The following is a 21724-nucleotide window of genomic DNA, read 5'->3' as shown; positions in this document are numbered from 1 at the left end:
CAAGCGTGCTTTACAGTCAAGGGTGCTTTACATGAATAGTTAAAGTGCAGCGGCGCACCGTAATCGGTGCGCCGCTGGCGGTGATCCCCTCCAGGATCCCCGGAAGACCCCCCTTCCGGTCCGTCTACCGCCGGCTCAAGGAGCGGCGGTATCCGAAATCTTTATCCGAAGCGTCCGGAGACGTAATCCTCGGTGGCCTTCTGCTCCGGGTTGGAGAAGATGGCTGCAGTGTCGTTGTACTCGATGAGCTTGCCCGGCTTGCCGGTGCCCGCAATGTTGAAGAACGCGGTCTTGTCGCTCACGCGTGCAGCCTGCTGCATATTGTGGGTCACGATCACTACGGTGTAGTCGTTCTTCAGCTCGTTGATCAGGTCCTCGATAGCCAGGGTGGAGATCGGGTCCAATGCCGAGCAAGGCTCATCCATCAGGATCACGTCCGGCTTGACCGCAATGGTGCGGGCGATGCACAGGCGCTGCTGCTGGCCGCCAGAAAGGCCCGAGCCTGGCTTGTCCAGACGGTCCTTGACTTCGTTCCACAGGTTCGCGCCGCGCAGCGACTTCTCGACCAGGGAGTCGGCATCGGACTTGGAGATCTTCTGGCCGTTCAGCTTCACGCCGGCGAGTACGTTGTCCTTGATGGACATGGTCGGGAACGGGTTCGGACGCTGGAAGACCATGCCGATCTGGCTGCGTACGGTCACCGGGTCAACGCCGGCGCCATACAGGTCATCGCCGTCCAGCAGCACCTGGCCCTCGACGCGGCCGCCGGGGATGACTTCGTGCATGCGGTTCAGGGTGCGCAGGAAGGTGGACTTGCCGCAGCCCGATGGGCCGATGAAAGCGGTGACGGACTTCGGCTCGATGTTGATCGAGACGCCTTCAACGGCGAGGAACTTGGAGTAGTAGACGTTCAGGTCGTTGACGTCAATGCGTTTTGCCATGATGTAATCCTTGGAAAGTTCGGGTTTGTCCGGACCGGAGCCTTAGCTCAACGGCCCTTCTTTGGGGCGAAGATCGAAGCGACCAGGCGGGCGAGGAGGTTCAACGCCATCACCATGAAGATCAGCAGCAGGGCCGCAGCCCAGGCGCGCTGCACCGACGGGTCGATGTTCGTCGGGCTGGTCGGAGTCAGGATCTGGTAGTAGATGAAGGTTGGCAGCGTGGACATCCAGTTTGCGAAGACGTTCATGTTGATCTGGCTTGCGATGCCTGCGGTGACCAGGATTGGCGCGGTCTCGCCGATCACGCGGGCGATGGCCAAGGTGACACCCGACGCGATGCCGGAGATCGCGGTCGGGATGACGACCTTCAAGATGGTGCGCCAGCGGCGCACGCCCAGCGCGAAGGAAGCTTCACGCAGTTCGTTGGGAACGATCTTGAGCATTTCCTCGGTGGAGCGGACCACCGTTGGGATCATCAGCACGCTCAACGCGACCGCCGCGACGATGCCCATGCGGGCGTTCGGACCCAGGATCATGCCGAAGAAGGCCGCTGCGAACAGGCCGGCAACGATCGAAGGAATGCCGGTCATCACGTCGACGAAGAAGGTGATCGCCTTGGACAGCGCCTTGCCCTGCCCGTATTCCACCAGGTAGACAGCGGTCAGCATGCCCACTGGAACGGAGATCAAGGTGGCCCACAGGGTGATCAGCAAGGTGCCCATCACCGCGTGGTACGCGCCGCCGACTACCGGGGTGCCATTGGCGACGGATTCATTGTCCACCGCGCCGGTCACGCCGTTCATGGAGCTGAACAGGAAGTGGCTGTTCAGGCCCGGCATGCCCTTTTCCAGCACCGTATAGAGCACGGATACCAGCGGGATTACGGCGACGATGAACGCCGCGTAGATCAGGTAGGTCCACATCGCGTTCTTGCCGCGGCGCTTGCCTTCAGCTGCGGTGGTGATCACGGAGGCGGCCACCAGGAAGATGAGCGCCGAGTAGATGGCGAAGGAGGCAACGTTGAAGCCGGTCAGCGTGGACGCTGCCGCGCCGACAATGATGGCGCCTGCGGCGATCGCCCAGATGGCCCACTTCGGCAGCTTGCCCTTGGCCAAGGAGTTGCGCTTGCGCACCGGTGGAGTCGGGGCCCCGGGCCTGTTGCTCTGGTTAGTAGTCATGGTGCTCATCAGTTAGCTCCCGAGAATTCCTTGTGGCGGGCGATGATTCCACGAGCGATCATGTTCACGACCAGGGTGATCAGGAACAGGACCAGGCCGGCGGCGATCAGCTCTGCCAGGCGCAGGCCGAAGGCCTCAGGGAAGTTCAAGGCGATTTCCGCGGCGATAGTCTGGTTGCCGGTCTTGATCAGCGATGGGATCAGGTTGCCGGTGGAGAGCACCAGCGCAACGGCCATGGTCTCGCCCAAGGCGCGGCCCAGACCCAGCATGACGGCGGAAATGATGCCCGGACGGGCGAACGGGATCACCGCGGTGGTGATCATTTCCCAGCGGGTTGCGCCCAGTGCCAGCGCGGCTTCCTCGTGCAGCTTGGGAGTCTGCAAGAAGATCTCGCGGCTCAGCGAGGTGATGATCGGCAGCACCATCACGGCCAGCACGATGCCGGCGGTGAGCATGGTCTTGCCGGTCTGGCTGGCGGGGCCTTCGAAGATGGGGATGAAGCCCAGATTCTTGGCCAGCCATTCGTAGCCTGGAACCAGAGCCGGAGCGAGCACCATGTAGCCCCACGCGCCGTAGATCACCGAGGGGATCGCGGCGAGCAGATCGATCAGGTAGCCCAGCGGGCCTGCGACCTTGCGTGGAGCGAAGTGCGAGATGAACAGCGCCACGCCGATGCCGATCGGGGTGGCGATCAGCAGCGCGATAGCCGCTGCGATCACGGTGCCGATAACAATCGGCCAGATGTAAGCGAAGAATCCTGCGCCGCCGGAAATCTCCGCCGGATCGGCGAAGAACGTCGGCAGGGCTTGGATCAGCAAGAAGACCGCGACCGCGAAGAGCGTGATCAGGATCAGGACACCGGCGCCCAGGGCGGCACCGGAGAAGATCTTGTCACCAGCGCGGCCGGAAGTCGATGACTTGCTTGTCAAAGCATTGGTAGTCATGGCTAGAGCCTTTACGAAACGGGGGTGGTGCAGTTTTCACTGCGGGGGTGGAGGGGTACTGCTGGTGCGGGTGGGTGAGTTCGTCCACCCGCACCTGGTGCCGGTTGCCCGGCGGGGTACTACTCGGCGACGGTGATGCCGTCGATCGACTTCTTTGCCTTCTCGGCAATGGCTGCCGAGATCGGGGCGTTGCCTGCCGAAGCCTGCGCGGTCTTCTGGCCATCTTCGGAGATGACGTAGTTGCCGAAGGCCTTGACCAGATCGGCTGTTGCCTGGTCCTTGTAGCTGCTGCAGAAGATGTGGTACGAAACCAGGACGATTGGGTAGGTGCCCGCTTCGGTGGTGTCGCGCTCCAGGTCCAGAGCCAGGTCGTTCTCGGCTGCGCCTTCAACTGGGGTTGCGGTCTCCAGTGCCTTGGCAGCTGCTTCAGCAGAAATCTTGGTGTATTCCTCGCCGACCTTCACGTTCACGGTGGACAGGCCGCCCACTGCGGAGAAGTCGGCGTAGGTGATTGCGCCGTTGGTGGAGGTGGTGGTCGAAACCACGCCAGAGGTGCCCTTGGCATTCTCCGACTGGATGTCGCTTGGCCAGTCGCCGGAAACATCGTAGCTCCAAACGTCAGCCGCTGCGGCCTTCAGGTACTCGACGAAGTTCTCGGTGGTACCGGACTCATCATTGCGGTGCACCACGGTGATTGCGGTGTCCGGGAGTTCAACGCCTTCGTTCTGCTTGGCGATAGCCTCATCGTTCCACTTGGTGATTTCCTTCTTGAACACCTTGGCGATGGTGGCTGCGTCCATGTTGATCTCTTCAACGCCTTCGAGGTTGAAAGCGATCGCGATCGGCGAAACGTAGGCCGGGATGTTGAATGCGCCTTCTGGGCCGCAAACTTCCTTGGCCTTTTCGGCTTCGTCTTCCTTCAGGTATGCATCCGAGCCGGCGAACTGCGCGCCACCGGCCAGGAATGCTTCGCGGCCTGCGCCGGAGCCGTCTGGCGAGTACTGCACGTTGGCTTCCGGGTTAGCGGTCTTGAAGCCGGTGGTCCATGCTTCCATGGCCGAGTTCTGGCTGGATGCGCCGATGCCGGTCAGGGTTCCGGTGACACCGGATGCTGCCGACGCCTCGGCACCTTCAGAACCTGCTGCGGCGGTTGGGTTATCCGAGCCGCAAGCGGTCAGCGCGAGTGCCGCTACGGAAAGAACAGCAGCTGCGCTGCCAAAGCGATTGAGCTTCACGAGATTTACTCCCCATGTTGGTAGATCGATGTAAAACCTTCAGCGGCTTCTTCCCGCTTCATCTACGACGTTAAAGATCGAAAGTAACCAGCTCCCCCGGCAAAGGTGAACATAAGGTTAACAACATACCCGAAGCCAAGTGATCCTGCTCACCAGCGCAATATCCCGGCAGCTTCTGCCACCTGCCGCCGAACACGTGGAAGACTGAAGCCATGGCAACTGGGCGGAAAGTGAAGCGCATGCCAGCGCATCTATTCGGATTCATAGCGCAGCGCAATCGCGCTGGGCTGATACGCTCGCGCAACTCCCTGCCTAGAATCCTGCGCATGACGCTTGGCGCAATCGGAGCCTTTTGGATCGCCGAAAGCATCTGGGGACATTCCCAGCCGATTTTCGCAGCCACCAGCGCGCTGGTTTCCCTGGGCTTCGGCGCCTCCACCACCGTGCGCAAAACCGCCGAAGTCGCCCTGGGGTGCACCCTGGGGGTGGCGCTGGGCGATACCCTCATGCATTGGTTCGGGCAGGGGATCTGGCAGGCCGCACTGGTGATGTCGCTGAGTCTGGTCATTGCCCGCTATTTGGATTCCGGTGCCATCTTCTCCACCCAGCTGGGCATGCAATCGGCACTGGTAGTGCTGCTGCCCATCAGCGCGGATGGGCCATTTGCCCGTTCCATCGATGCCCTGACCGGGTCCCTGCTTGCCCTGCTGGTGATTATTTTCTGGCCTACCGACCCGCGGCGCAGCCCGGTGTCCGCGTTATCGGATCTGTTCAAGGAGCTCTCCGAAGCGCTTTTGGAATGCGCCTGGGCCATCCGCGACGATGACCGGCGCGCAGCCTTCCACGCACTGATCAAGGCTCGCGGAACCCAGAAGTACCTGGATATGCTGCCAGCCGCCTTCCGCGCTTCGAAGGAAATCGCAACGATTTCCCCCACCGGGCGTCGCCACCGCCATGAACTGAACCGGCTATCCAAGCGTTTCAACCACTACGACTGGGCCGCCCGCAACTCGCGGGTCTTCGCCCGGCGCCTTGCCTCCGTGCTCAGCAACAGCGCACTGACCCCGGAAGGCGCGCAAACCTTGGCTCCCCTGATGCGCGAGCTATCCGAAGCGGTCAACACGTTGGCGCATTCGGTGCGCGAAACCACGGTGGCTGGCCAACGCAAATACGAGAAGGCCGCCCAGCTGCAGCTCGAAGGCGTCGCCGCCCAGCTGGATCCGCGCGCCCTGGGAGTTGAGGGACTCCAGGGCGAAGGCCTGGTCTTGCTGCTGCGCCCGATGGTGGTGGATCTGCTCGAAGCGGCCGGCCGCGAACACGAAGAAGCCATCGAAGTGCTGCCCAAGCTGTCCTGAACGAAAATGTCCGCATAGCTCGATAGCATTGAGCCATGGCCAAAACCTCCACTCGCAGCAAGTCTTCCGCATCGTTCAAATGCTATGAATGCGGGTGGACCACGATTAAGTGGGTGGGCCGCTGCGGCGAATGCCAGGCCTGGGGCACCGTCGAAGAAGTGGGTGTCGTCTCCGCCCGTACCGTAGCCGCGGCCAAGGTGGCCCACCCAGCCAAGCCGATCGCGCAGATTGACGGCTCCGAAGCGGCCTTCCGCCCCAGTGGCGTCTCCGAACTTGACCGCGTGCTCGGTGGCGGCCTGGTTCCGGCAGCCGCGATCCTGCTGGCCGGCGAACCTGGCGTGGGCAAGTCGACGCTGCTCTTGGACGTTGCCGCGAAAGCCGCGCAAACCGGCTTGCGCGTGCTCTATCTAACCGGTGAAGAGTCCGCCGCGCAGGTAAAGTCCCGCGCCGAACGCATCAACGCCATCGCCGATACGCTGTTCCTGGCCGCCGAAACCGACCTGGCTCTGGCCTTGGGGCAGATCCAGGAGATCGATCCGCAGCTGCTGATCCTGGACTCGGTGCAGACCTTCTCCTCGGCAGAGGTGGACGGCGCTGCCGGCGGCGTTTCCCAGGTGCGCGAAGTCGCTGCCTCGATCATCAACGCGGCCAAGACCCGAGCCATGTCCACCATCATGGTCGGCCACGTGACCAAGGAAGGTTCGGTCGCCGGCCCACGGCTACTCGAGCACCTGGTGGACGTGGTCTGCCAGTTCGATGGCGAGAAGCATTCGCGATTGCGCATCCTGCGCGCGCTGAAGAACCGCTACGGAGCCACCGACGAGGTGGGCTGCTTCGATTTGAATGAAGACGGCATTGAATCGCTGACCGATCCTTCCAAGCTTTTCGTCACCCGAACCCGCACCCCGGTGCCGGGCACCTGCATCACCGTCACGATGGAGGGCCGCCGGCCCCTGGTTGCCGAGGTGCAGACCTTGCTCTCGCGCAGCAATGCCCCTGCTGCCCGCCGGGCCACCAGTGGCTTGGATGCCGCGCGGGCGCAAATGGTTGTGGCGGTGCTGCAGGCCCGCGCGCATATGGATCTGTCGTCCATGGACTCGTATATCGCCACCGTGGGTGGCGTGAAAATTGCCGAACCCGCCTCGGATCTGGCCTGCGCGCTGGCATTGGCTTCTTCGATGAATGAATTCCCGCTGCCGCAGGACTTCGTGGCCTTCGGCGAAGTCGGCTTGGCCGGGGAAGTTCGGCAAGTACCGGAAATCTCACGGCGCATCACCGAGGCGCAGCGTCTGGGCTTCTCTTTCGCGATGGCTCCGGCCACCCCGGAACCGTTGAAGAATATCCCCGAGGGCATCCGCGTATTCCAGGTGGAGAACATCGCGCAGGCGCTGGATATTGCGTTTAACCAGCGACAGAAGCCCGCAGGATAAACTTGATTGTTGCTGCCCGCCGAAAGGACGCAAGTTGAAAGCGCACCCAACCCCCGGATTCCTTGCCGTTCTGGCCCAGATTGCCCCGGGTACCGAGCTCGCCCAGGGTCTTGAACGGATCCAGCGCGGCCGTACTGGCGCTCTCATAGTGCTGGGCCATGACAGGCTCGTGGAGTCGATCAGCTCCGGCGGCTTCAGGATCAACACCGAATACACGCCTACACGCATCCGCGAACTGGCCAAGATGGACGGCGCGATCATTCTGGACGGCACAGGACGCCAGATCCAGCAGGCCGGCGTGCAGCTGATGCCGGATGCGCAGATTGAAACCCAGGAGTCCGGCACCCGCCACCGCACGGCAGAACGCGTAGCCGCGCAAACCGGGTTCCCGACGATTTCGGTTTCGCAGTCCATGCAGACCATCACCCTCTATGCCGACGGCGAGCGCCATGTGCTCGAGCCAGCCGAGCGCCTGCTGGCCCGCGGCAACCAGGCTATTGCTACCTTGGAACGGTACCGCCACCGCCTGGACCAGGTCACCAGCGCCCTGTCAGCTGCGGAAATTGAAGATGTCGCCACCGCGCGGGAAGTGCTCGCTGTCTTGCAGCGCACCGAGATGCTGCGCCGTACCAGCGAAGAAATCTCCCGCTACGTGCTGGAGCTGGGCATCGATGGGCGCCTGCTGGCGGCCCAGCATGCGGAATTGCTCTCCGGCATCCAGGCGGATAACCAGTTGCTTCTGCGGGACTATTCCGACGCGGAAGGCCAGGAGCTGGATATCGAGCGTGCCCTGGAGACGCTGCATGAAGTTTCCGATGCCCAGCTCATTGAGCTTGATGGCCTGACCAAGATCCTGTTCCCGCACTCCACCATTGGCCAAGACGACCAGCTGACCCCGAAGGGCTACCGCCTGCTTTCGCAGATCCGCACGGTGCCCAAGCTGGTCGGGGACCGCCTGGTGGCGTCCTTCGATAACTTGCAGCTGCTCATGGCAGCGTCAACCAGCCAGCTCATGGAAATCGAGGGCGTCGGCGAGCAGCGTGCACGCTCCATCCGGGAAGGGCTGGCCCGCATGGCCGAATCCTCGCTGCTGGATCGCTACATCTAGGCCTTTTCACTCCAAGGTGAAGGTGACCGGCTCCGAAACGAAGTCGCCGATGGCCGCGGTGAACTTGTAGGTTCCCGGACGCGGCTGCACGCTGACCGACTTGCACCCGGGAGCCGAACGCTCGCGGTTCCAGGTGAAGCGCGCGTTCTCCTTCTGCCCCGGCTTGAAGGCCAGGTTCACATCTTCTGCGCCGTCCAGGCAGTCGATGGTGGAGAAGATGCGGTCCGCGCCGCTGGAAACCAGGAACTCCTGCTGCGTGGTTCCGACGTTCAATTCGCATTCGCGCTTGGAAACATTTTCGATGCCCAGCAGCAAGGTCGGCTTCTTGTCCGAGGCGTAGCTTTTCGCATCGGTAGTCGCAGTAATCTCGACCTCGTCGCTCTTGCACTTCTTGGCCGCAGCTTCGTCGTCTTCCGGCTCTGGCGATGGCGAAGGAACCGACTGGGTTTGCTGGGCGCTTGGCTCATTGCCCGCAGTATTCTTCTCATCAGGGGAGAACAATCCGGCCAGCGCAACGACGCCCCAGACAAGCAGGCCGACGAGCACCAGGGCAAGTACTGCCACGGTGATCCGCCTGCGCCGGTAGACGCTGGCCGATGGTTTCCCCCCTGATGCGTTGCTCATGGCTTAAGGCTAATTCATTTGCCTACCCGAAGCCGGTAATGGCGTAGGATCCGGGGCAAATCACGTTCTTCAATCCATTCCCGCTGATTCCGGGCGGCCGGTGCGCTGGCTTAGAGTGGTGGGGTGCAGCAAATCCACAACACCATCAACACCTGGTACCTAGAGAACGCCCGCGACCTGCCTTGGCGACGCCCCGGAGTGAGCGGCTGGGAAGTCATGGTCAGCGAGTTCATGCTCCAGCAGACTCCGGTAGTTCGTGTCTTGCCGGTTTGGGAAGAATGGATGCGCCGCTGGCCACTGCCGCAGGATCTGGCTGCGGATCCGCTGTCCGAAGCGCTGAAAGCGTGGGGACGGCTGGGCTATCCGCGGCGCGCGCAGCGCTTGCATGCCGCCGCCGTGGAGATCACCACCGAGTACAACGGCGAAGTCCCGCGCACCGAAGCCGAGCTACTGGCCTTGCCGGGCATCGGTTCCTACACCGCGGCCGCCATCGCCTGCTTTGCCTTCGGCGAGCGCACCGTTGTCGTGGACACGAATATTCGCCGCGTGCATGCACGGCTCTTCGGCGGCATGGCATTGCCCGAGCCAAGCCCGCGCGCCAGTGAATTCGCCCGGGCTGCAGAAGTCCAACCCGAGGATCATCAGGCAGCGAATCTGTGGAATATTTCGGTAATGGAACTCGGTGCCCTGGTGTGCACCGCTCGCAGCCCGAAGTGCGAGCAATGCCCGGTCTTCCAGCAGTGCGCATGGATTGCCCAGGGGCAGCCGGCCCCGCACTACATCCCGAAGGGACAAGCTTGGAAGGGTACGGACCGGCAGGTCCGCGGCGCCATCATGGCGATCCTGCGCGAACACGAGCAGGCGGTGCCAGAGCAGTCCTTCCTGGCCGAACTGTCCCATGAATCGCATGCAAGGTATGTGGCGCTTGACCAACTGCAAGCACCATTGGAGCAGCGTGAACGGGCACTGGCCGGGCTGCTCAAAGATGGCCTGGCGATCGCCGAAGAAGATGGAATCCGCCTGCCTTCGTAGCATCGGCCCGGAACGAGCCAGAAGCGGCTAGCTTTATGCCCTGATGCCTACCTATGCTTAGCCCATGAACGCTTCAGTTGATCCGGCCGCTGCTGTTCGCCACGTAGCCAAGCACCCATGGTTCGAACGCGCCGCACGCCTGGGATACGTCGCCAACGGCGTACTTCACGCAACCGTGGGAATCCTCGCAGCTTTCGTCGCTGCCGGCGGCAAGGCGGAAGCCGATCAGGGCGGAGCCATGGGCGCCTTGGCCGAGCAGCCTTTCGGCATGGTCTTGCTGTGGATCTGCGCAATCGGCGCACTATTGCTGGGCCTATGGTCCTTGGCACAGGTCTTCTTGCCCGAAAACGAGCTGAAGGGCAGGCTCAAGTCCGCGGCCATCTCCGTATCATTCTTGGCTGTCGGCTTCACCTTTGGGCGGTTTGCGGTAGGAATTCCCAGTGATTCGGGAAAGACTGCCACCAGCTTCAGCGGAGAAATGATGGAGACCGGCCCTGGCCGGGGGTTGCTGATCGCCTTGGGCCTGGGGCTGCTGGCCATGGCTGGCTACTACATCTACAAGGGTGCCACCCGGAAGTTCTTGAAGGATCTCTCCGGTTCCGGAAATACCGAGGTATCGCGCGCGATCAAGTACTCGGGCATGCTGGGCTATCCTGCCAAGGGCGTAGTCCTCGGTGCCGTGGGCCTGCTCTTCATCGTGGCCACGGTACAGCGCGACCCGGAAGAGGCCAGCGGCATTGATGGCGCGCTGAAGGCCATCCAGGATCAGCCGTTTGGGCCGGTTGCCCTGGTTGCTATCGGTGCGGGCCTGGTTTGCTACGCGCTGTACCTGGTATTCCGTGCGCGCTACGACCGGATGGACTAGAAGTATCAGTCCAGCGTAATGATCATGCGGGTGTTTCCCAAGGTATTCGGCTTCACGCGTGCGAGGTCCAGGAATTCAGCGACGCCTTCATCCCGGGAGAGCAGGATCTCCTGGTATACCGCTGGATCCACGGCGCTCTGGTCAGCCATCACCTTGAAGCCTTGGCGTATGAAGAAATCCACTTCGAAGGTCAGGCAGAAAACGCGGCCAACCCCGACTTCCCGGGCACGTTCCAAGAGTTCGGAGAGCAGGACATGGCCTACGCCCTTGCCACGCAGCTCGCCCGAGGTCGCCAAGGTACGGATTTCGGCAATGTCTTCCCAGATGACGTGCAAACCGCCGCAGCCGACAACATTGCCGTCCGCGTCCTCGGCAACCAGGAATTCCTGGATGGACTCGTAGTAGGTGACCGCTTCCTTATCCAGCAGGATCCGTTCCTCGGCCAACGGGCGCACAAGATTGCGGATAGCGTTGACATCACTGGTTCTGGCTGAGCGGACGGTAAAAGAGTTCACGTTCTAAATCCTATGCCCCACCGTTTGCAGAATCGAAGCAGATGCCGGATATGTCATTGAAGGAACATCCCGCAACACGGCGTGCCAAGATAAACTTGAACATTGAAGTCGCACTGGAGCAAGGATGAGGATGCCAGCTAGAACAGCACGCCCCGGATTCGGGTTGCTTGCCATCCTCCTATCCGCCGTCGGCATCGCTCCCCTGCTTAATTACGGGTTGAACGCCACCAGCGACCTGGTCATCAGGGATTTGGGAATCACCGAATCCCAGTTCGGCCTGTTGGCGACAGTGTGCTTCGGCTGCGCCGCACTGGGTAACGCCGTCTTCGGGAAGTTCTCCGACAGGCAACCGGATACCAGGCTGATCCTGCTGATCTTCGGCACGACGGCGGTCGCGCTGGGCTTGGCAGCCATTCCCGCAGGCTACGTCTTGCTCCTGACGGCTTCCGGCCTGGCCGGCTTCGCCCAGTCATTCCCCAACGGGGTCACCAACCGCATTCTGGCCCAGCGCGTCCCTAGTGCCCAGCGCATCACGTGGACTGGCATCAAGCAGTCTGGCGTGCAGGTTTCGCAGCTCGTAGGCAGCGTGGGGTTCCCGCTGCTGGCTGCATTCATTGGCTGGAACGGAGCATCGCTGGCCGGCGCCGTGCTCGCCGCGGTCCTCGCGGTGATCGCTGTACGGGTTATCCGCGCAACCCCCATGCTCGCCGCGCCTGCCCCGCAGAAGGCGGCAGCGGGCGCGAGCCAGCCGGTGGCTGCGGCCGCCCCCTCCACGAAGTTCGTCATTTTTGCGCTGGCCCTATTCGGTTTCATCAACGGTGTCGGCGTACAGGCAACCAACGTCTACCTGGCGCTCTTTGCGGTCCGCGAGCTGGACTTCTCCTTGGTGGCTGGCGGCCTGACCGCCGCGGTCGCTGGCGTCATTGGCGTTTCCGCCCGCGTCGGATGGGGGCAGATGATGTCACGCGGCGTATCAGCGCCTAAGCTCTTGCTGCTGCTGGCGTCGCTGGCCACTGCGGGCGGTGCCAGCTTCCTGATGGCCCAGCAGCTGCACTCGGTGGCCTTGCTCTGGCTAGCGGTCTGCCTGCACGGGGCCTCGGCCCTGGGAGTTTCGGTAGTGCTGATGGCGGGCTTGCTGCGGGTGATCCCCGCAAGCCGCCTGGGAAGTGCCAGCGGAATCGTCTCGGCGGGCCAGTTTGGCGGTTTCACCGTGGGGCCCTTGGCCATGGGCCTGCTGGTCGGCTCGGCCGGTGGCTTCACCGCGGGCTGGATCACCGTCACCGGGATCTACCTGTGCTCAACGGTGCTGGGTGCATTCCTTGTCCTGCGAGCCAGGAACCGGGGCTAGCCGGTGGATGCCGAAGCGCTGAAAACCCTGGCGCACCTGCGCCGGGCCAGGGACCTGATGGACCGGCACTATGCGGAACCATTGGATGTGCCTGCGTTGGCCCAGCGTGCTTCCATGTCTCCTGCTCATTTTTCCAGGGAGTTCAAGCGGGCCTATGGCGAGACCCCGCATGCCTATTTGCTCACCCGCCGTATCGAGCGCGCCATGCATCTGCTGCGCGCATCGGTCTCGGTAACAGATGCTTGCATGCAAGTGGGATGGACCTCTCTGGGTTCCTTCAGCACGCGCTTCACCGAAGTGGTCGGCGAAACTCCCTCGTCATACCGGGAACGGGACCATTCAGCCACCGAGCAGATCCCTGCCTGCATCGCCAAGATCCTTTTGCGTCCCGAGAGATTCTGAGCAGTTTTGAAGAAGCGCTATCTGGTCGGCGCTCCCTAGGCTGGAGCCATGGCAAGCATTTCAATCAATCATGTCCCTTTGACCGTGCTCGATGTGGATGAGGCGCTCGCGTTCTACCGCGATGCGCTGGGCTTCACGGTCCTCTCCGATGTCGCCAACGGCGGCTTCCGCTGGGTGTCCCTTGGCGGCTCCGACGGCGCCGGCACCAGCCTGGTGCTTTCGGCTCCGGGCGCTGGCCGGTCAGCTGCCGATGCGCAGGCCTTGGCCGAGCTGGTAGCCAAAGGCGCGATCGGCCCGCTGGTGCTGTCCACCAATGATCTGGACAAGGTCTTTGAAACTTTGAGTGCGTCGGGCGCTGAAGTCCTGCAGGAGCCAATGGACCAACCGTGGGGTCCGCGCGATTGCGCCTTCCGCGATCCTTCGGGAAATATGGTCCGTATCAACCAAGCAGTTCAGGGAGAAGAAGCATGAGCAGTTCAGAACAAGAAGGCTTTTCAGCCGCTGAGAAGGCCGCGATGAAAGAGCGGGCCGCTGAGGTGCGCACTTCGAAGAAGCGCATGACCAAAGCCGAGAAGGCGGAACAGGCCCGCAAGGAAGTGGAAGAGAAGATTGCTTCCTTCGAGGGCAACGACAAGGTGCTTGCGCAGAAGCTGCACCGGATCATCACCGAGACGGCTCCGGAATTGGAGCCGAAAACCTGGTATGGCATGCCCGCTTACGCTTTGGACGGCAAGATCTTGTGCTTCATGCAGGATGCCAAGAAGTTCGGTACCCGCTACCTGACTTTCGGCTTCAACGATGTTGCGCAGCTGGATGAGGGCACCCTATGGCCCACCTCGTTCGCCATTACCGCGCTTGATGGGCAGCTCGAAGAAATGCTTGCCGAGTTGGTAGCCAAGGCGGTGGCACGCTAAGTCCAGCACGCCCGGAGGGAATCGATTGCTCTTCAGGCGTCGAGGCTTTCTTGCTCCGTCTGGGGCAATGCCTTTGCCAGCAGCGAGGCGGAAAGCGCGAAGACCCCGATCAGCCCAAGCAGTCCCATGCCAATAGGCAGGGTGCCTTGCTGCGCGGCGTCTTCTCCCATGGCAGCGAGAAGCATGGCAGCGCCCAGTCCGAGGATTCCGAAGCCAGCGGCCAGGAAGCAGACCACAATCGATTTCGGTCCCGGGTTCCAGTGCTCCAATGAGGTGAAGTCGCGGTAGGCAATGATGCCGATGGCAATACTGAGCGTGCCCGCGGCACCAATCACCAGCACCACCAGCCACGTTGGGCCGTATCCGGCTCCGTCGGTGCCGGCATGGCGCACCAATTGTCCAGGAAGCTGGGGACGGAGGAGAAGGTACAGGGCTGAATAGGCCATGACTGCGAGGCAGGAAGCGGCAATCAGCTGTTGCCCTTTGCTTCGCTTCTTCATGTGTTGAGCCTACGACATGGCCGGATTAAAGCCAATAGCCGTGGAACTGAACATTGTCAGTTCCACGGCTATGGGTTATGCCTCTGCGGCCTAGCTTTCCAGTGCTGCCGGGGCCGGCTCGCCTTCCAGCTGGCCGGTGCCGCCTTCAGCGTGGAAGACGAACTTGCGGCTCTCGCCTTCGCCCTCGACGTCGACGGTGACCTTCTGGCCCGCAACGATCTGGCTGAAGAGGATGCGCTCGGAGAGCTGGTCCTCGATATCGCGCTGGATGGTGCGGCGCAGCGGGCGGGCACCCATTGCTGGATCGTAACCGCGCTGGGCCAGCAGGCTGCGGGCAGCCTGGGTCAGCTCGATGGTGATCTCGCGTTCTTCCAGACGCTTAGCCAGGCGTGCGATGAACAGGTCGACGATTTCTTCGATCTCGTCCTGGTTCAGCTGCGGGAAGACCACGGTGTCATCAACACGGTTCAGGAATTCAGGGCGGAAATGCTGACGCAGTTCTTCCTGGACCTTGGCCTGCATGCGCTCGTAACCGGTCTTGGTATCCGCGGCCGACTGGAAGCCGGTCATCACACCCTTGGAGATGTCGCGGGTACCGAGGTTGGTGGTCATGATGATGATGGTGTTCTTGAAGTCCACCACACGGCCCTGGGAGTCGGTCAAGCGGCCGTCTTCCAGGATCTGCAGCAATGAGTTGAACAAGTCGGCATGCGCCTTCTCGACCTCGTCGAAGAGCACTACGGAGAACGGACGGCGGCGGACCTTCTCGGTCAGCTGCCCGCCCTCTTCGTAGCCGACGTAGCCCGGAGGAGCACCGAAGAGCCGGGAAACGGTGTGCTTCTCCGAGTATTCGGACATGTCCAGGGTGATCAGCGCGTCTTCTTCACCGAAGAGGAACTCTGCCAGCGCCTTGGCCAGCTCGGTCTTGCCTACACCGGTTGGGCCGGCGAAGATGAACGAACCACCTGGGCGGTTCGGATCCTTCAGGCCTGCACGGGTACGGCGGATCGCCTGGGAAATGGCCTTGATCGCCGAGTCCTGGCCGATGACGCGCTTGTGCAGCTCGTCTTCCATGTTCAGCAGGCGCGTGGACTCTTCCTCGGTCAGCTTCACAACCGGGATGCCGGTGGAGTTGGCAAGTACCTCGGCAATAAGGTCCTCGGTCACCTCGGAGACTTCGTCCATGTCGCCATTGCGCCAGGACTTCTCCTTCTCGTTGCGGGCCTCAATCAGCTTGGATTCCTTATCGCGCAGCGAGGCAGCCCCTTCGAAGTCCTGCGCGTCAATCGCAGCTTCCTTCTCCAGGCGCACGGTGGCGATTTCCTCGTCCATTTCCTTCAAGGCCGGAGGAGCGGTCATGCGCTGGATGCGCAGGCGTGCGCCCGCCTCGTCGATCAGGTCCACGGCCTTGTCCGGCAGGAAGCGATCGGAGATGTAGCGGTGCGCCAGCGTGGCAGCGGCCTGCAGTGCACCATCGGTGATGGTCACGCGGTGGTGCGCCTCGTAGCGGTCGCGCAGGCCACGCAGGATCTGCGTGGTCAGCTCTACCGAAGGCTCCTTGACCTGGATCGGCTGGAAGCGGCGCTCAAGCGCTGCATCCTTCTCGATATTCTTGCGGTACTCATCCAAGGTGGTGGCACCGATGGTCTGCAGTTCGCCACGAGCCAGCATCGGCTTGAGGATCGACGCGGCATCGATGGCGCCCTCGGCGGCACCAGCACCAACGAGGGTGTGGATCTCGTCGATGAACAGGATGATATCGCCACGGGTGCGGATTTCCTTGAGGACCTTCTTCAGGCGTTCCTCGAAGTCGCCGCGGTAGCGGGAGCCGGCCACCAGGGAACCGAGGTCCAGGGTGTACAGCTGCTTGTCCTTGATGGTCTCGGGCACATCGCCGCGCACGATCGACTGGGCCAGGCCCTCGACGACTGCGGTCTTGCCGACACCAGGCTCGCCGATCAGCACCGGGTTGTTCTTGGTACGGCGCGAGAGGACCTGCATGACGCGTTCCATCTCGTGCTCGCGGCCAATCACTGGATCGAGCTTGCCCTCGCGGGCAGCTGCGGTGAGGTTGCGGCCGAACTGGTCGAGCACCGCCGAGCCTGCCGGGGTGCCTTCCTGCTGTCCGCCCGAGCTGACGCCAGCGGAGGCAGTTTCCTTGCCGCCCTGGTAGCCCGAGAGCAGCTGGATTACCTGCTGGCGCACGCGACCGAGGTCAGCGCCCAGCTTCACCAGTACCTGGGCTGCGACGCCCTCGCCCTCGCGGATCAGGCCGAGCAGGATGTGCTCGGTACCAATGTAGTTATGCCCCAGCTGCAGCGCTTCGCGCAGCGAGAGCTCCAAAACCTTCTTGGCGCGAGGAGTGAACGGGATATGACCGGAAGGCGCCTGCTGGCCCTTGCCGATAATCTCCTGAACCTGCTCACGAACGGCACCCAGCGAAATATTCAGCGACTCAAGCGCCTTTGCGGCGACACCGTCGCCTTCGTGGATTAGACCGAGCAACAGGTGCTCGGTGCCGATGTAGTTGTGGTTGAGCATGCGCGCCTCTTCTTGGGCGAGCACGACAACTCGACGGGCACGGTCGGTAAATCTCTCAAACATCTTCGGCACACTCCTTGCTTACCAATAATTCGATGCTACGCACCAAGCGCCGGCAATGCGCCCTTGTTCGCCACAGGGATAACCGAAGCGGTCCCCTGGTACCGGAAATCCGTAATTGAGGTGCAATTAATTTCCGGATTTACTTGGCTCGCCAATATTGCGATGTTCAATGAAAGTATTGGATGAATTACGAACGTCGTTATAAGAATAAGAGCCGGCACGCATTGCGTGCCGGCTCTTATATTGAGACTTGTTGAAAACCTCGCAAATTACTTCGTGCGGTTTCGTCCGCCCTTGCGCATTGCAGCATTGTAGGCATCTACAACTTCTGCATTAAGGCGTCCGCGTGCGTTGACCTTGATGTTGTTTTCCTTCGCCCATGCGCGGATTGCTGGAGCTTCGCTCGCTGCAGTCTGCTTCGACGAGCGCGCCGCATCGATGTACGGCTCGATGGCTGCATGGAACTGAGCAGCATGCTCGTCGTTCAGGTCGATTTCAAAATGCTGACCAGCGACGCTGAATGCAATAGATTCAGTCGCCTCGCTACCATCAATATCGTCGATCAGGGCAATTTGAACCTGACGTGCCATTTAGGAATTCCTCCGAGCTTGAATGTACTGGACCAACTGACATTCGATCATCAGCCCATTTCAAACAACAAGCATATACAAATAGCCGCACTAAACTCTAATTATCATCAGAATTCACAAGGTTCTTTCAGGAAAGACTAATTCTCGTTTACTGGATTATTAGAATCCGAGCGATTTTGAATTAGCGCATCAGCTTCAGCTTCAGCTTGGCGTTCTTTTCGATCCGCGTTTGTAATTGCTTTCATCACGTACCAGAAAAGCAGTGCCAGGCCGATTGTCGGGACGATCGCCTCAATATATGGCATTCCTATGCCTCCGGCTTTAGGAGTGGGAACAGAATAGTTTCACGAATACCGACGTTGGTGAAAAGCATAACCAGACGATCGATACCTAAACCGATACCGCCCATCGGCGGTGCACCGTATTCCAATGCACGAAGGAAGTCTTCGTCAAGCTGCATTGCTTCCGGATCGCCGCCAGCAGCCATCAGGGACTGCTCGGTCAGGCGCTCGCGCTGGATCACCGGGTCAATCAGCTCGGAGAACGCGGTGCCGCGCTCCATGCCGCCGATGATCAGGTCCCAGGCCTCGATGACTCCCGGCTTCGAGCGATGCGGGCGTGCCAGCGGCTGTGCCAGTGGCGGGTAGTCGCACACGAAGGTCGGGTCGATCAAGGTCGGCTCGACGATTTCGCCGAAGAGCTCGATGACCAGCTTCTGGGCGCCCCAGGCCGGATCGATCTTCACTTCGTGCTTCGCAGCGACTTCGCGCAGTACCGAAGCTTCGGTTTCCGGGGTGATCTCCACGCCGACAGCTTCGGACAGGCCAGGGTAGACGCTGACCCAGCGCCATTCGCCGTCCAAGTTAGCGGTGCCCTTGGGGGTCTCGATGGTGCGGCCGGCGCCAATGGCATCAGCGGCATTGAGAATGATTTCCTTGATGCGATCGGCCATGACGTACTGGTCGGCGTAGGCTTCGTAGGATTCCAAGGTGGTGAATTCCGGCGAGTGGGTCGAGTCGACACCCTCGTTGCGGAAGATGCGCCCCACCTCGAAGACGCGGTCGACACCGCCAACGACGCACCGCTTGAGGTACAGCTCGGTTGCGATGCGCAGGGTCATTTCCTGGTCAAAGGCGTTCAGGTGCGTCTTGAATGGACGGGCCGAAGCGCCACCGTGAACCAGCTGCAGCATCGGGGTCTCAACCTCGACGTAGCCGCGGTTCTCCAGGGTGTTGCGTACGGCGCGGACGATCGCGGCGCGCTTGTAGACCATTTCGCGGGCCTCGTTGCGCACGATCAAATCGGCGTAGCGCTGGCGCACGCGGGTCTCTTCATTCAGATCGGCGTGCAGCACCGGCAGTGGGCGCAGGGCCTTGGAAGCCATTTCCCAAGCGTCTGCCATGATGGACAGCTCGCCGCGGCGCGAGGAGATGACCTTGCCGGTCACGAACACATGGTCGCCCAGATCGACGAGCGACTTCCACTGGGCCAGGCGCTCTTCGCCAACGTTGGCAAGCGAGAGCATGACCTGCAGGCGAACCCCTTCGCCCTTCTGGCCGCCTTCCTGCAAGGTGGCGAAGCACAGCTTGCCGGTGTTGCGCATGAAAACGATGCGGCCGACGATGCCGACGACGTCTTCGGTCTCTTCACCAGCTTCGAGGTGCTCGTACTTGTCGCGGATTTCCTGCAACGAGTGGGTGCGAGCTATGCCTACCGGGTAGGCTTCCTCGCCCTTGGCCAGCAGCTGGTTGCGCTTATCGGTGCGCACCTGTCGCTGGTCGTTTGGATCTGGGGCCTGTGCGGAATTATTTTCGGAAGTCACAATAGACCATTCTACGTGTCATGGCGTGCAGTTGAAGCCCTTCATGATCAGCCTTACACAGTGATCTTGGCCCGCAACGCAGGATAGGGCAGGGGCAAAGCTGGCTTTGCCCCTGCCGTATCCATTCAGTTATGCGGTTTACCAGATTTCTACGCGGTCAGCTGGATCCAGCCACATGCCATCGCCGGGCTTGGTGCCGAAGGCCTCGTGGAAGGATGCCAGGTTCTTCGGCACCTGGTTGCAGCGGAACTCCCCGGGTGCATGCGGGTCGGTGGTCACGCGTACCACCGCGGTCTCCGGTCGAATCAGCGTGCGCCAGCATTCGGCCCAGGAGTAGAAGAAGCGCTGGTCTCCGGTGATGCCGTCGATCACTTCATCTTCCTGTATGCCAAGGGCGGCCAGCTCGAGCTTGTAGGCCTTGTAGGCAATGCCCAATCCACCGAGGTCGCCGATGTTCTCGCCCAAGGTCAGTGCACCGTTGACGTTGTGTTCCGGGGCTTCTGAAGGGGACAGCGCGTTGTACTGGTCCACCAGCTTGGCGGTCAGCTTCTCGAAGGAAGCCCGGTCCTCATCGGTCCACCAATTGGTCAACTGGCCAGTGCCATCGAACTGCGAGCCCTGGTCATCGAAGCCGTGGCCGATTTCGTGGCCGATGACCGCGCCGATGCCGCCGAAGTTCGAGGCGATGTCGCGGTTCACGTCGAAGAATGGCGGGCGCAGGATTGCCGCTGGGAACGCGATTTCGTTCAGCAGCGGGTGGTAGTAGGCGTTCACCGTCTGGGGGAACATGAACCACAGTTCGCGATCCACCCCGTCATCGATCTTCTTCAGTTCACGAGCGAACTCGAATTCGTTCGCCGAGGCAATATTCGCGATGACGTCCAGTTCATCAGCCTGGATGGCAGAGTAGTCGATCCATTGGTTCGGGTAGCCGATCTTCGGACGGAACTTGGAAAGCTTATCCAGTGCCTTTTCGATGGTCTCCGGTCCCATCCAGGACAGTTCGCTGATCGAGATGCGGTAAGCCTCGATGAGCCGCTGGACCAGCGCGTCCATGGCGTCCTTGGCCTCTGCAGGGAAGTGCTCAGCCACGTACAGCTGGCCGATGTCTTCGCCTACAGCACCTTCGGTGAATGCGACACCTCGCTTCCAGCGTTCCTTGAGCTGTTCCACGCCACCGAGCTTGGCCGAGTAGAAGGAGAAATTCTCATTGACGAATGCGCTGGACAAGTAGGGAGCGAACGAGCGCAGCACCTGGACCCGCAACCAGTTCTTCCAGGCATCCAGCGGCTGGGAGCCGAATAGCTCAGACAATCCCTGAAGGTAGCTTGGCTGCCAGACGACAACTTCGCTGTAGTACTTCGGCTCAATGCCGGCGCCTGCCAGCCAGGTCCTCACACCCGGGAAAAGCGCGGAAAGCTCCTCATCGGACATCAGGTTGTAGCGTGCCTGAGCATCGCGGACCTTGACCCGGTCCCAGTGATGCGAGGCCATGGCCTGCTCGAGCGCTACGACATGTGCGGCCGCGGCTTCGGCATCAGCAATACCGCCAAGGGCCAGCAGGCGGCCAAGGTGGTCCTGGTAGTCGGATACGGTTTCAGCGAACTGCTCTTCGCGATAGTAGGACTCATCAGGCAGGCCCAGGCCGCCTTGCAGGAAGGTCAGCAGGTTCCGGTCCGGATTGCCGGCGTCGTTCATCGCGCCGATATCCATGAAGCCGCTGATGCCTTTGCGCTGGAAGAAACCGCATACTTCGAGCAGCTGTTCGGTGTTCTGGATATCGGAAATAGTATTCAAAAAGACAGCAACCGGATCGGCACCGCGTTCTTCGATAACGGCTTCATTCATGAATGAGCTGTAGAGGCGGGCAATGCGCTGGGTGGCGGCGTCAGTTTCTGCACCGGAATCGACCTTCTGTACTGCTTCATTAATGATTCCGTGGACCGCAGCCTCAGCCTGGTCGCGGAGTTCCATGAAGGAACCGTAAATTCCTTGATCCCCTGGAATTGTTGCTGTCTCGAACCACTTGCCATTGCTATGGCGGTAGAGATCGTCCTGGGGACGAATTGAATCGTCGCGGTATGTCAGTGGACTCGTAGTCTCGGTGGTCAAGGAAAGCCCCTCGTGTAGAAGATCTTGTTATTTCTACTACACACCTTATCTACATCCATGAAGATAGGAAGGGTGAGGACCGCCGATGCGCGTACGGCTTAAATAGTCTAGTTAAACAGGTGAGGCCCCGGCACCAAACGGTACCAGGGCCTCAAACCATCTACTCAAGTTAAGTCCGGCGGTGACCTACTCTCCCACACCCTCA

21 protein-coding genes are annotated in these 21724 nt (G+C 61.3%); 9 read left to right on the top strand and 12 right to left on the bottom strand.

Going from position 1 to position 21724, the window contains the following annotated elements; all coding sequences use genetic code 11:
• Positions 1-161 precede the first annotated feature (161 nt).
• From pstB to pstS, 4 genes are all read right to left on the bottom strand, one after another.
• The gene (gene pstB, locus ACIP6G_RS17465) at positions 162-941 is read right to left on the bottom strand and encodes a phosphate ABC transporter ATP-binding protein PstB (protein ID WP_400291543.1); all 780 of its coding nucleotides are present in this window, start codon (positions 939-941) and stop codon (positions 162-164) included.
• A gap of 47 nt (positions 942-988) precedes the next feature.
• On the bottom strand, positions 989-2128 hold the full coding sequence (gene pstA, locus ACIP6G_RS17460; protein WP_133835039.1) for a phosphate ABC transporter permease PstA: 1140 nt from the start codon (positions 2126-2128) through the stop codon (positions 989-991).
• Positions 2128-3063, bottom strand: coding sequence for a phosphate ABC transporter permease subunit PstC (gene pstC, locus ACIP6G_RS17455; RefSeq protein ID WP_105659002.1), 936 nt, complete (start codon positions 3061-3063; stop codon positions 2128-2130). Before pstC ends, pstA begins: the two co-directional genes overlap by 1 nt.
• A 119-nt stretch (positions 3064-3182) precedes the next feature.
• A complete protein-coding gene (gene pstS / locus ACIP6G_RS17450) occupies positions 3183-4298 on the bottom strand; it encodes a phosphate ABC transporter substrate-binding protein PstS (RefSeq protein ID WP_105659003.1) in 1116 nt (371 codons plus the stop codon).
• Between the two features lie 326 nt (positions 4299-4624).
• Here pstS and ACIP6G_RS17445 point away from each other — a divergent pair, with 326 nt between their 5' ends.
• From ACIP6G_RS17445 to disA, 3 genes are read left to right on the top strand one after another with little or no spacing between them, the layout of a single operon-like run.
• Positions 4625-5653 (top strand): aromatic acid exporter family protein, encoded by a 1029-nt coding sequence (locus tag ACIP6G_RS17445; protein WP_286134711.1) that lies wholly within the window; start codon positions 4625-4627, stop codon positions 5651-5653.
• A gap of 35 nt (positions 5654-5688) precedes the next feature.
• Positions 5689-7083: a DNA repair protein RadA gene (gene radA / locus ACIP6G_RS17440; protein ID WP_400291540.1), complete on the top strand. Its 1395-nt coding sequence runs from the start codon at positions 5689-5691 to the stop codon at positions 7081-7083.
• Positions 7084-7117: 34 nt separating this feature from the next.
• Entirely contained in the window at positions 7118-8191 is a 1074-nt protein-coding gene (gene disA, locus ACIP6G_RS17435) for a DNA integrity scanning diadenylate cyclase DisA (RefSeq protein WP_105659006.1), read from the top strand.
• Positions 8192-8197: 6 nt separating this feature from the next.
• On the opposite strand, the gene ACIP6G_RS17430 is transcribed toward disA, so the two are convergent.
• On the bottom strand, positions 8198-8815 hold the full coding sequence (locus ACIP6G_RS17430; RefSeq protein WP_400291538.1) for a hypothetical protein: 618 nt from the start codon (positions 8813-8815) through the stop codon (positions 8198-8200).
• A gap of 123 nt (positions 8816-8938) precedes the next feature.
• Here ACIP6G_RS17430 and ACIP6G_RS17425 point away from each other — a divergent pair, with 123 nt between their 5' ends.
• Together ACIP6G_RS17425 and ACIP6G_RS17420 are read left to right on the top strand one after the other, a co-directional pair.
• On the top strand, positions 8939-9847 hold the full coding sequence (locus ACIP6G_RS17425) for an A/G-specific adenine glycosylase (RefSeq protein WP_400291536.1): 909 nt from the start codon (positions 8939-8941) through the stop codon (positions 9845-9847).
• Between the two features lie 64 nt (positions 9848-9911).
• Positions 9912-10712, top strand: a complete 801-nt coding sequence (locus ACIP6G_RS17420) for a DUF1206 domain-containing protein (protein WP_400291534.1) — start codon at positions 9912-9914, stop codon at positions 10710-10712.
• Between the two features lie 5 nt (positions 10713-10717).
• Here ACIP6G_RS17420 and ACIP6G_RS17415 read toward each other — a convergent pair whose 3' ends face one another.
• Positions 10718-11227 carry an amino-acid N-acetyltransferase gene (locus ACIP6G_RS17415; protein WP_105659010.1) on the bottom strand — a complete coding sequence of 170 codons (510 nt, stop codon included), beginning with the start codon at positions 11225-11227 and terminating at the stop codon, positions 10718-10720.
• A gap of 130 nt (positions 11228-11357) precedes the next feature.
• On the opposite strand from ACIP6G_RS17415, the gene ACIP6G_RS17410 reads away from it, so the two are divergent.
• The 4 genes from ACIP6G_RS17410 to ACIP6G_RS17395 are packed head-to-tail and all read left to right on the top strand — an operon-like array spanning position 11358 to position 13891.
• Positions 11358-12575 (top strand): MFS transporter, encoded by a 1218-nt coding sequence (locus tag ACIP6G_RS17410; RefSeq protein WP_400291531.1) that lies wholly within the window; start codon positions 11358-11360, stop codon positions 12573-12575.
• A 57-nt stretch (positions 12576-12632) separates the two neighbouring features.
• Positions 12633-12977, top strand: a complete 345-nt coding sequence (locus ACIP6G_RS17405; RefSeq protein ID WP_219844379.1) for a helix-turn-helix transcriptional regulator — start codon at positions 12633-12635, stop codon at positions 12975-12977.
• A gap of 48 nt (positions 12978-13025) precedes the next feature.
• Positions 13026-13448 (top strand): VOC family protein, encoded by a 423-nt coding sequence (locus ACIP6G_RS17400; protein WP_105659013.1) that lies wholly within the window; start codon positions 13026-13028, stop codon positions 13446-13448.
• Positions 13445-13891, top strand: coding sequence for an iron chaperone (locus tag ACIP6G_RS17395; protein ID WP_105659014.1), 447 nt, complete (start codon positions 13445-13447; stop codon positions 13889-13891). Before ACIP6G_RS17400 ends, ACIP6G_RS17395 begins: the two co-directional genes overlap by 4 nt.
• Before the next feature lie 32 nt (positions 13892-13923).
• Here ACIP6G_RS17395 and ACIP6G_RS17390 read toward each other — a convergent pair whose 3' ends face one another.
• From ACIP6G_RS17390 to ACIP6G_RS17365, 6 genes are all read right to left on the bottom strand, one after another.
• Positions 13924-14391, bottom strand: coding sequence for a hypothetical protein (locus ACIP6G_RS17390; RefSeq protein WP_400291529.1), 468 nt, complete (start codon positions 14389-14391; stop codon positions 13924-13926).
• 90 nt (positions 14392-14481) lie between these two features.
• Positions 14482-16995: an ATP-dependent Clp protease ATP-binding subunit gene (locus ACIP6G_RS17385; RefSeq protein WP_105659016.1), complete on the bottom strand. Its 2514-nt coding sequence runs from the start codon at positions 16993-16995 to the stop codon at positions 14482-14484.
• A 269-nt stretch (positions 16996-17264) separates the two neighbouring features.
• Complete coding sequence (locus tag ACIP6G_RS17380; RefSeq protein WP_400291527.1) at positions 17265-17585, bottom strand: Lsr2 family protein; 321 nt, start codon at positions 17583-17585, stop codon at positions 17265-17267.
• Between the two features lie 137 nt (positions 17586-17722).
• On the bottom strand, positions 17723-17890 hold the full coding sequence (locus tag ACIP6G_RS17375; RefSeq protein WP_166650875.1) for a hypothetical protein: 168 nt from the start codon (positions 17888-17890) through the stop codon (positions 17723-17725).
• A gap of 2 nt (positions 17891-17892) precedes the next feature.
• Positions 17893-19407, bottom strand: coding sequence for a lysine--tRNA ligase (gene lysS, locus ACIP6G_RS17370; RefSeq protein WP_332488537.1), 1515 nt, complete (start codon positions 19405-19407; stop codon positions 17893-17895).
• A 138-nt stretch (positions 19408-19545) separates the two neighbouring features.
• Positions 19546-21519: a M13 family metallopeptidase gene (locus tag ACIP6G_RS17365; RefSeq protein WP_400291524.1), complete on the bottom strand. Its 1974-nt coding sequence runs from the start codon at positions 21517-21519 to the stop codon at positions 19546-19548.
• Between the last annotated feature and the right edge of the window lie 205 nt (positions 21520-21724).

The organism is Glutamicibacter sp. NPDC088483 (genome assembly GCF_044753145.1).
Classification (GTDB): Bacteria; Actinomycetota; Actinomycetes; order Actinomycetales; family Micrococcaceae; genus Glutamicibacter.
Note: the sequence above shows the minus strand (reverse complement) of the source record. Positions and strands in the feature narration are given on the sequence as shown.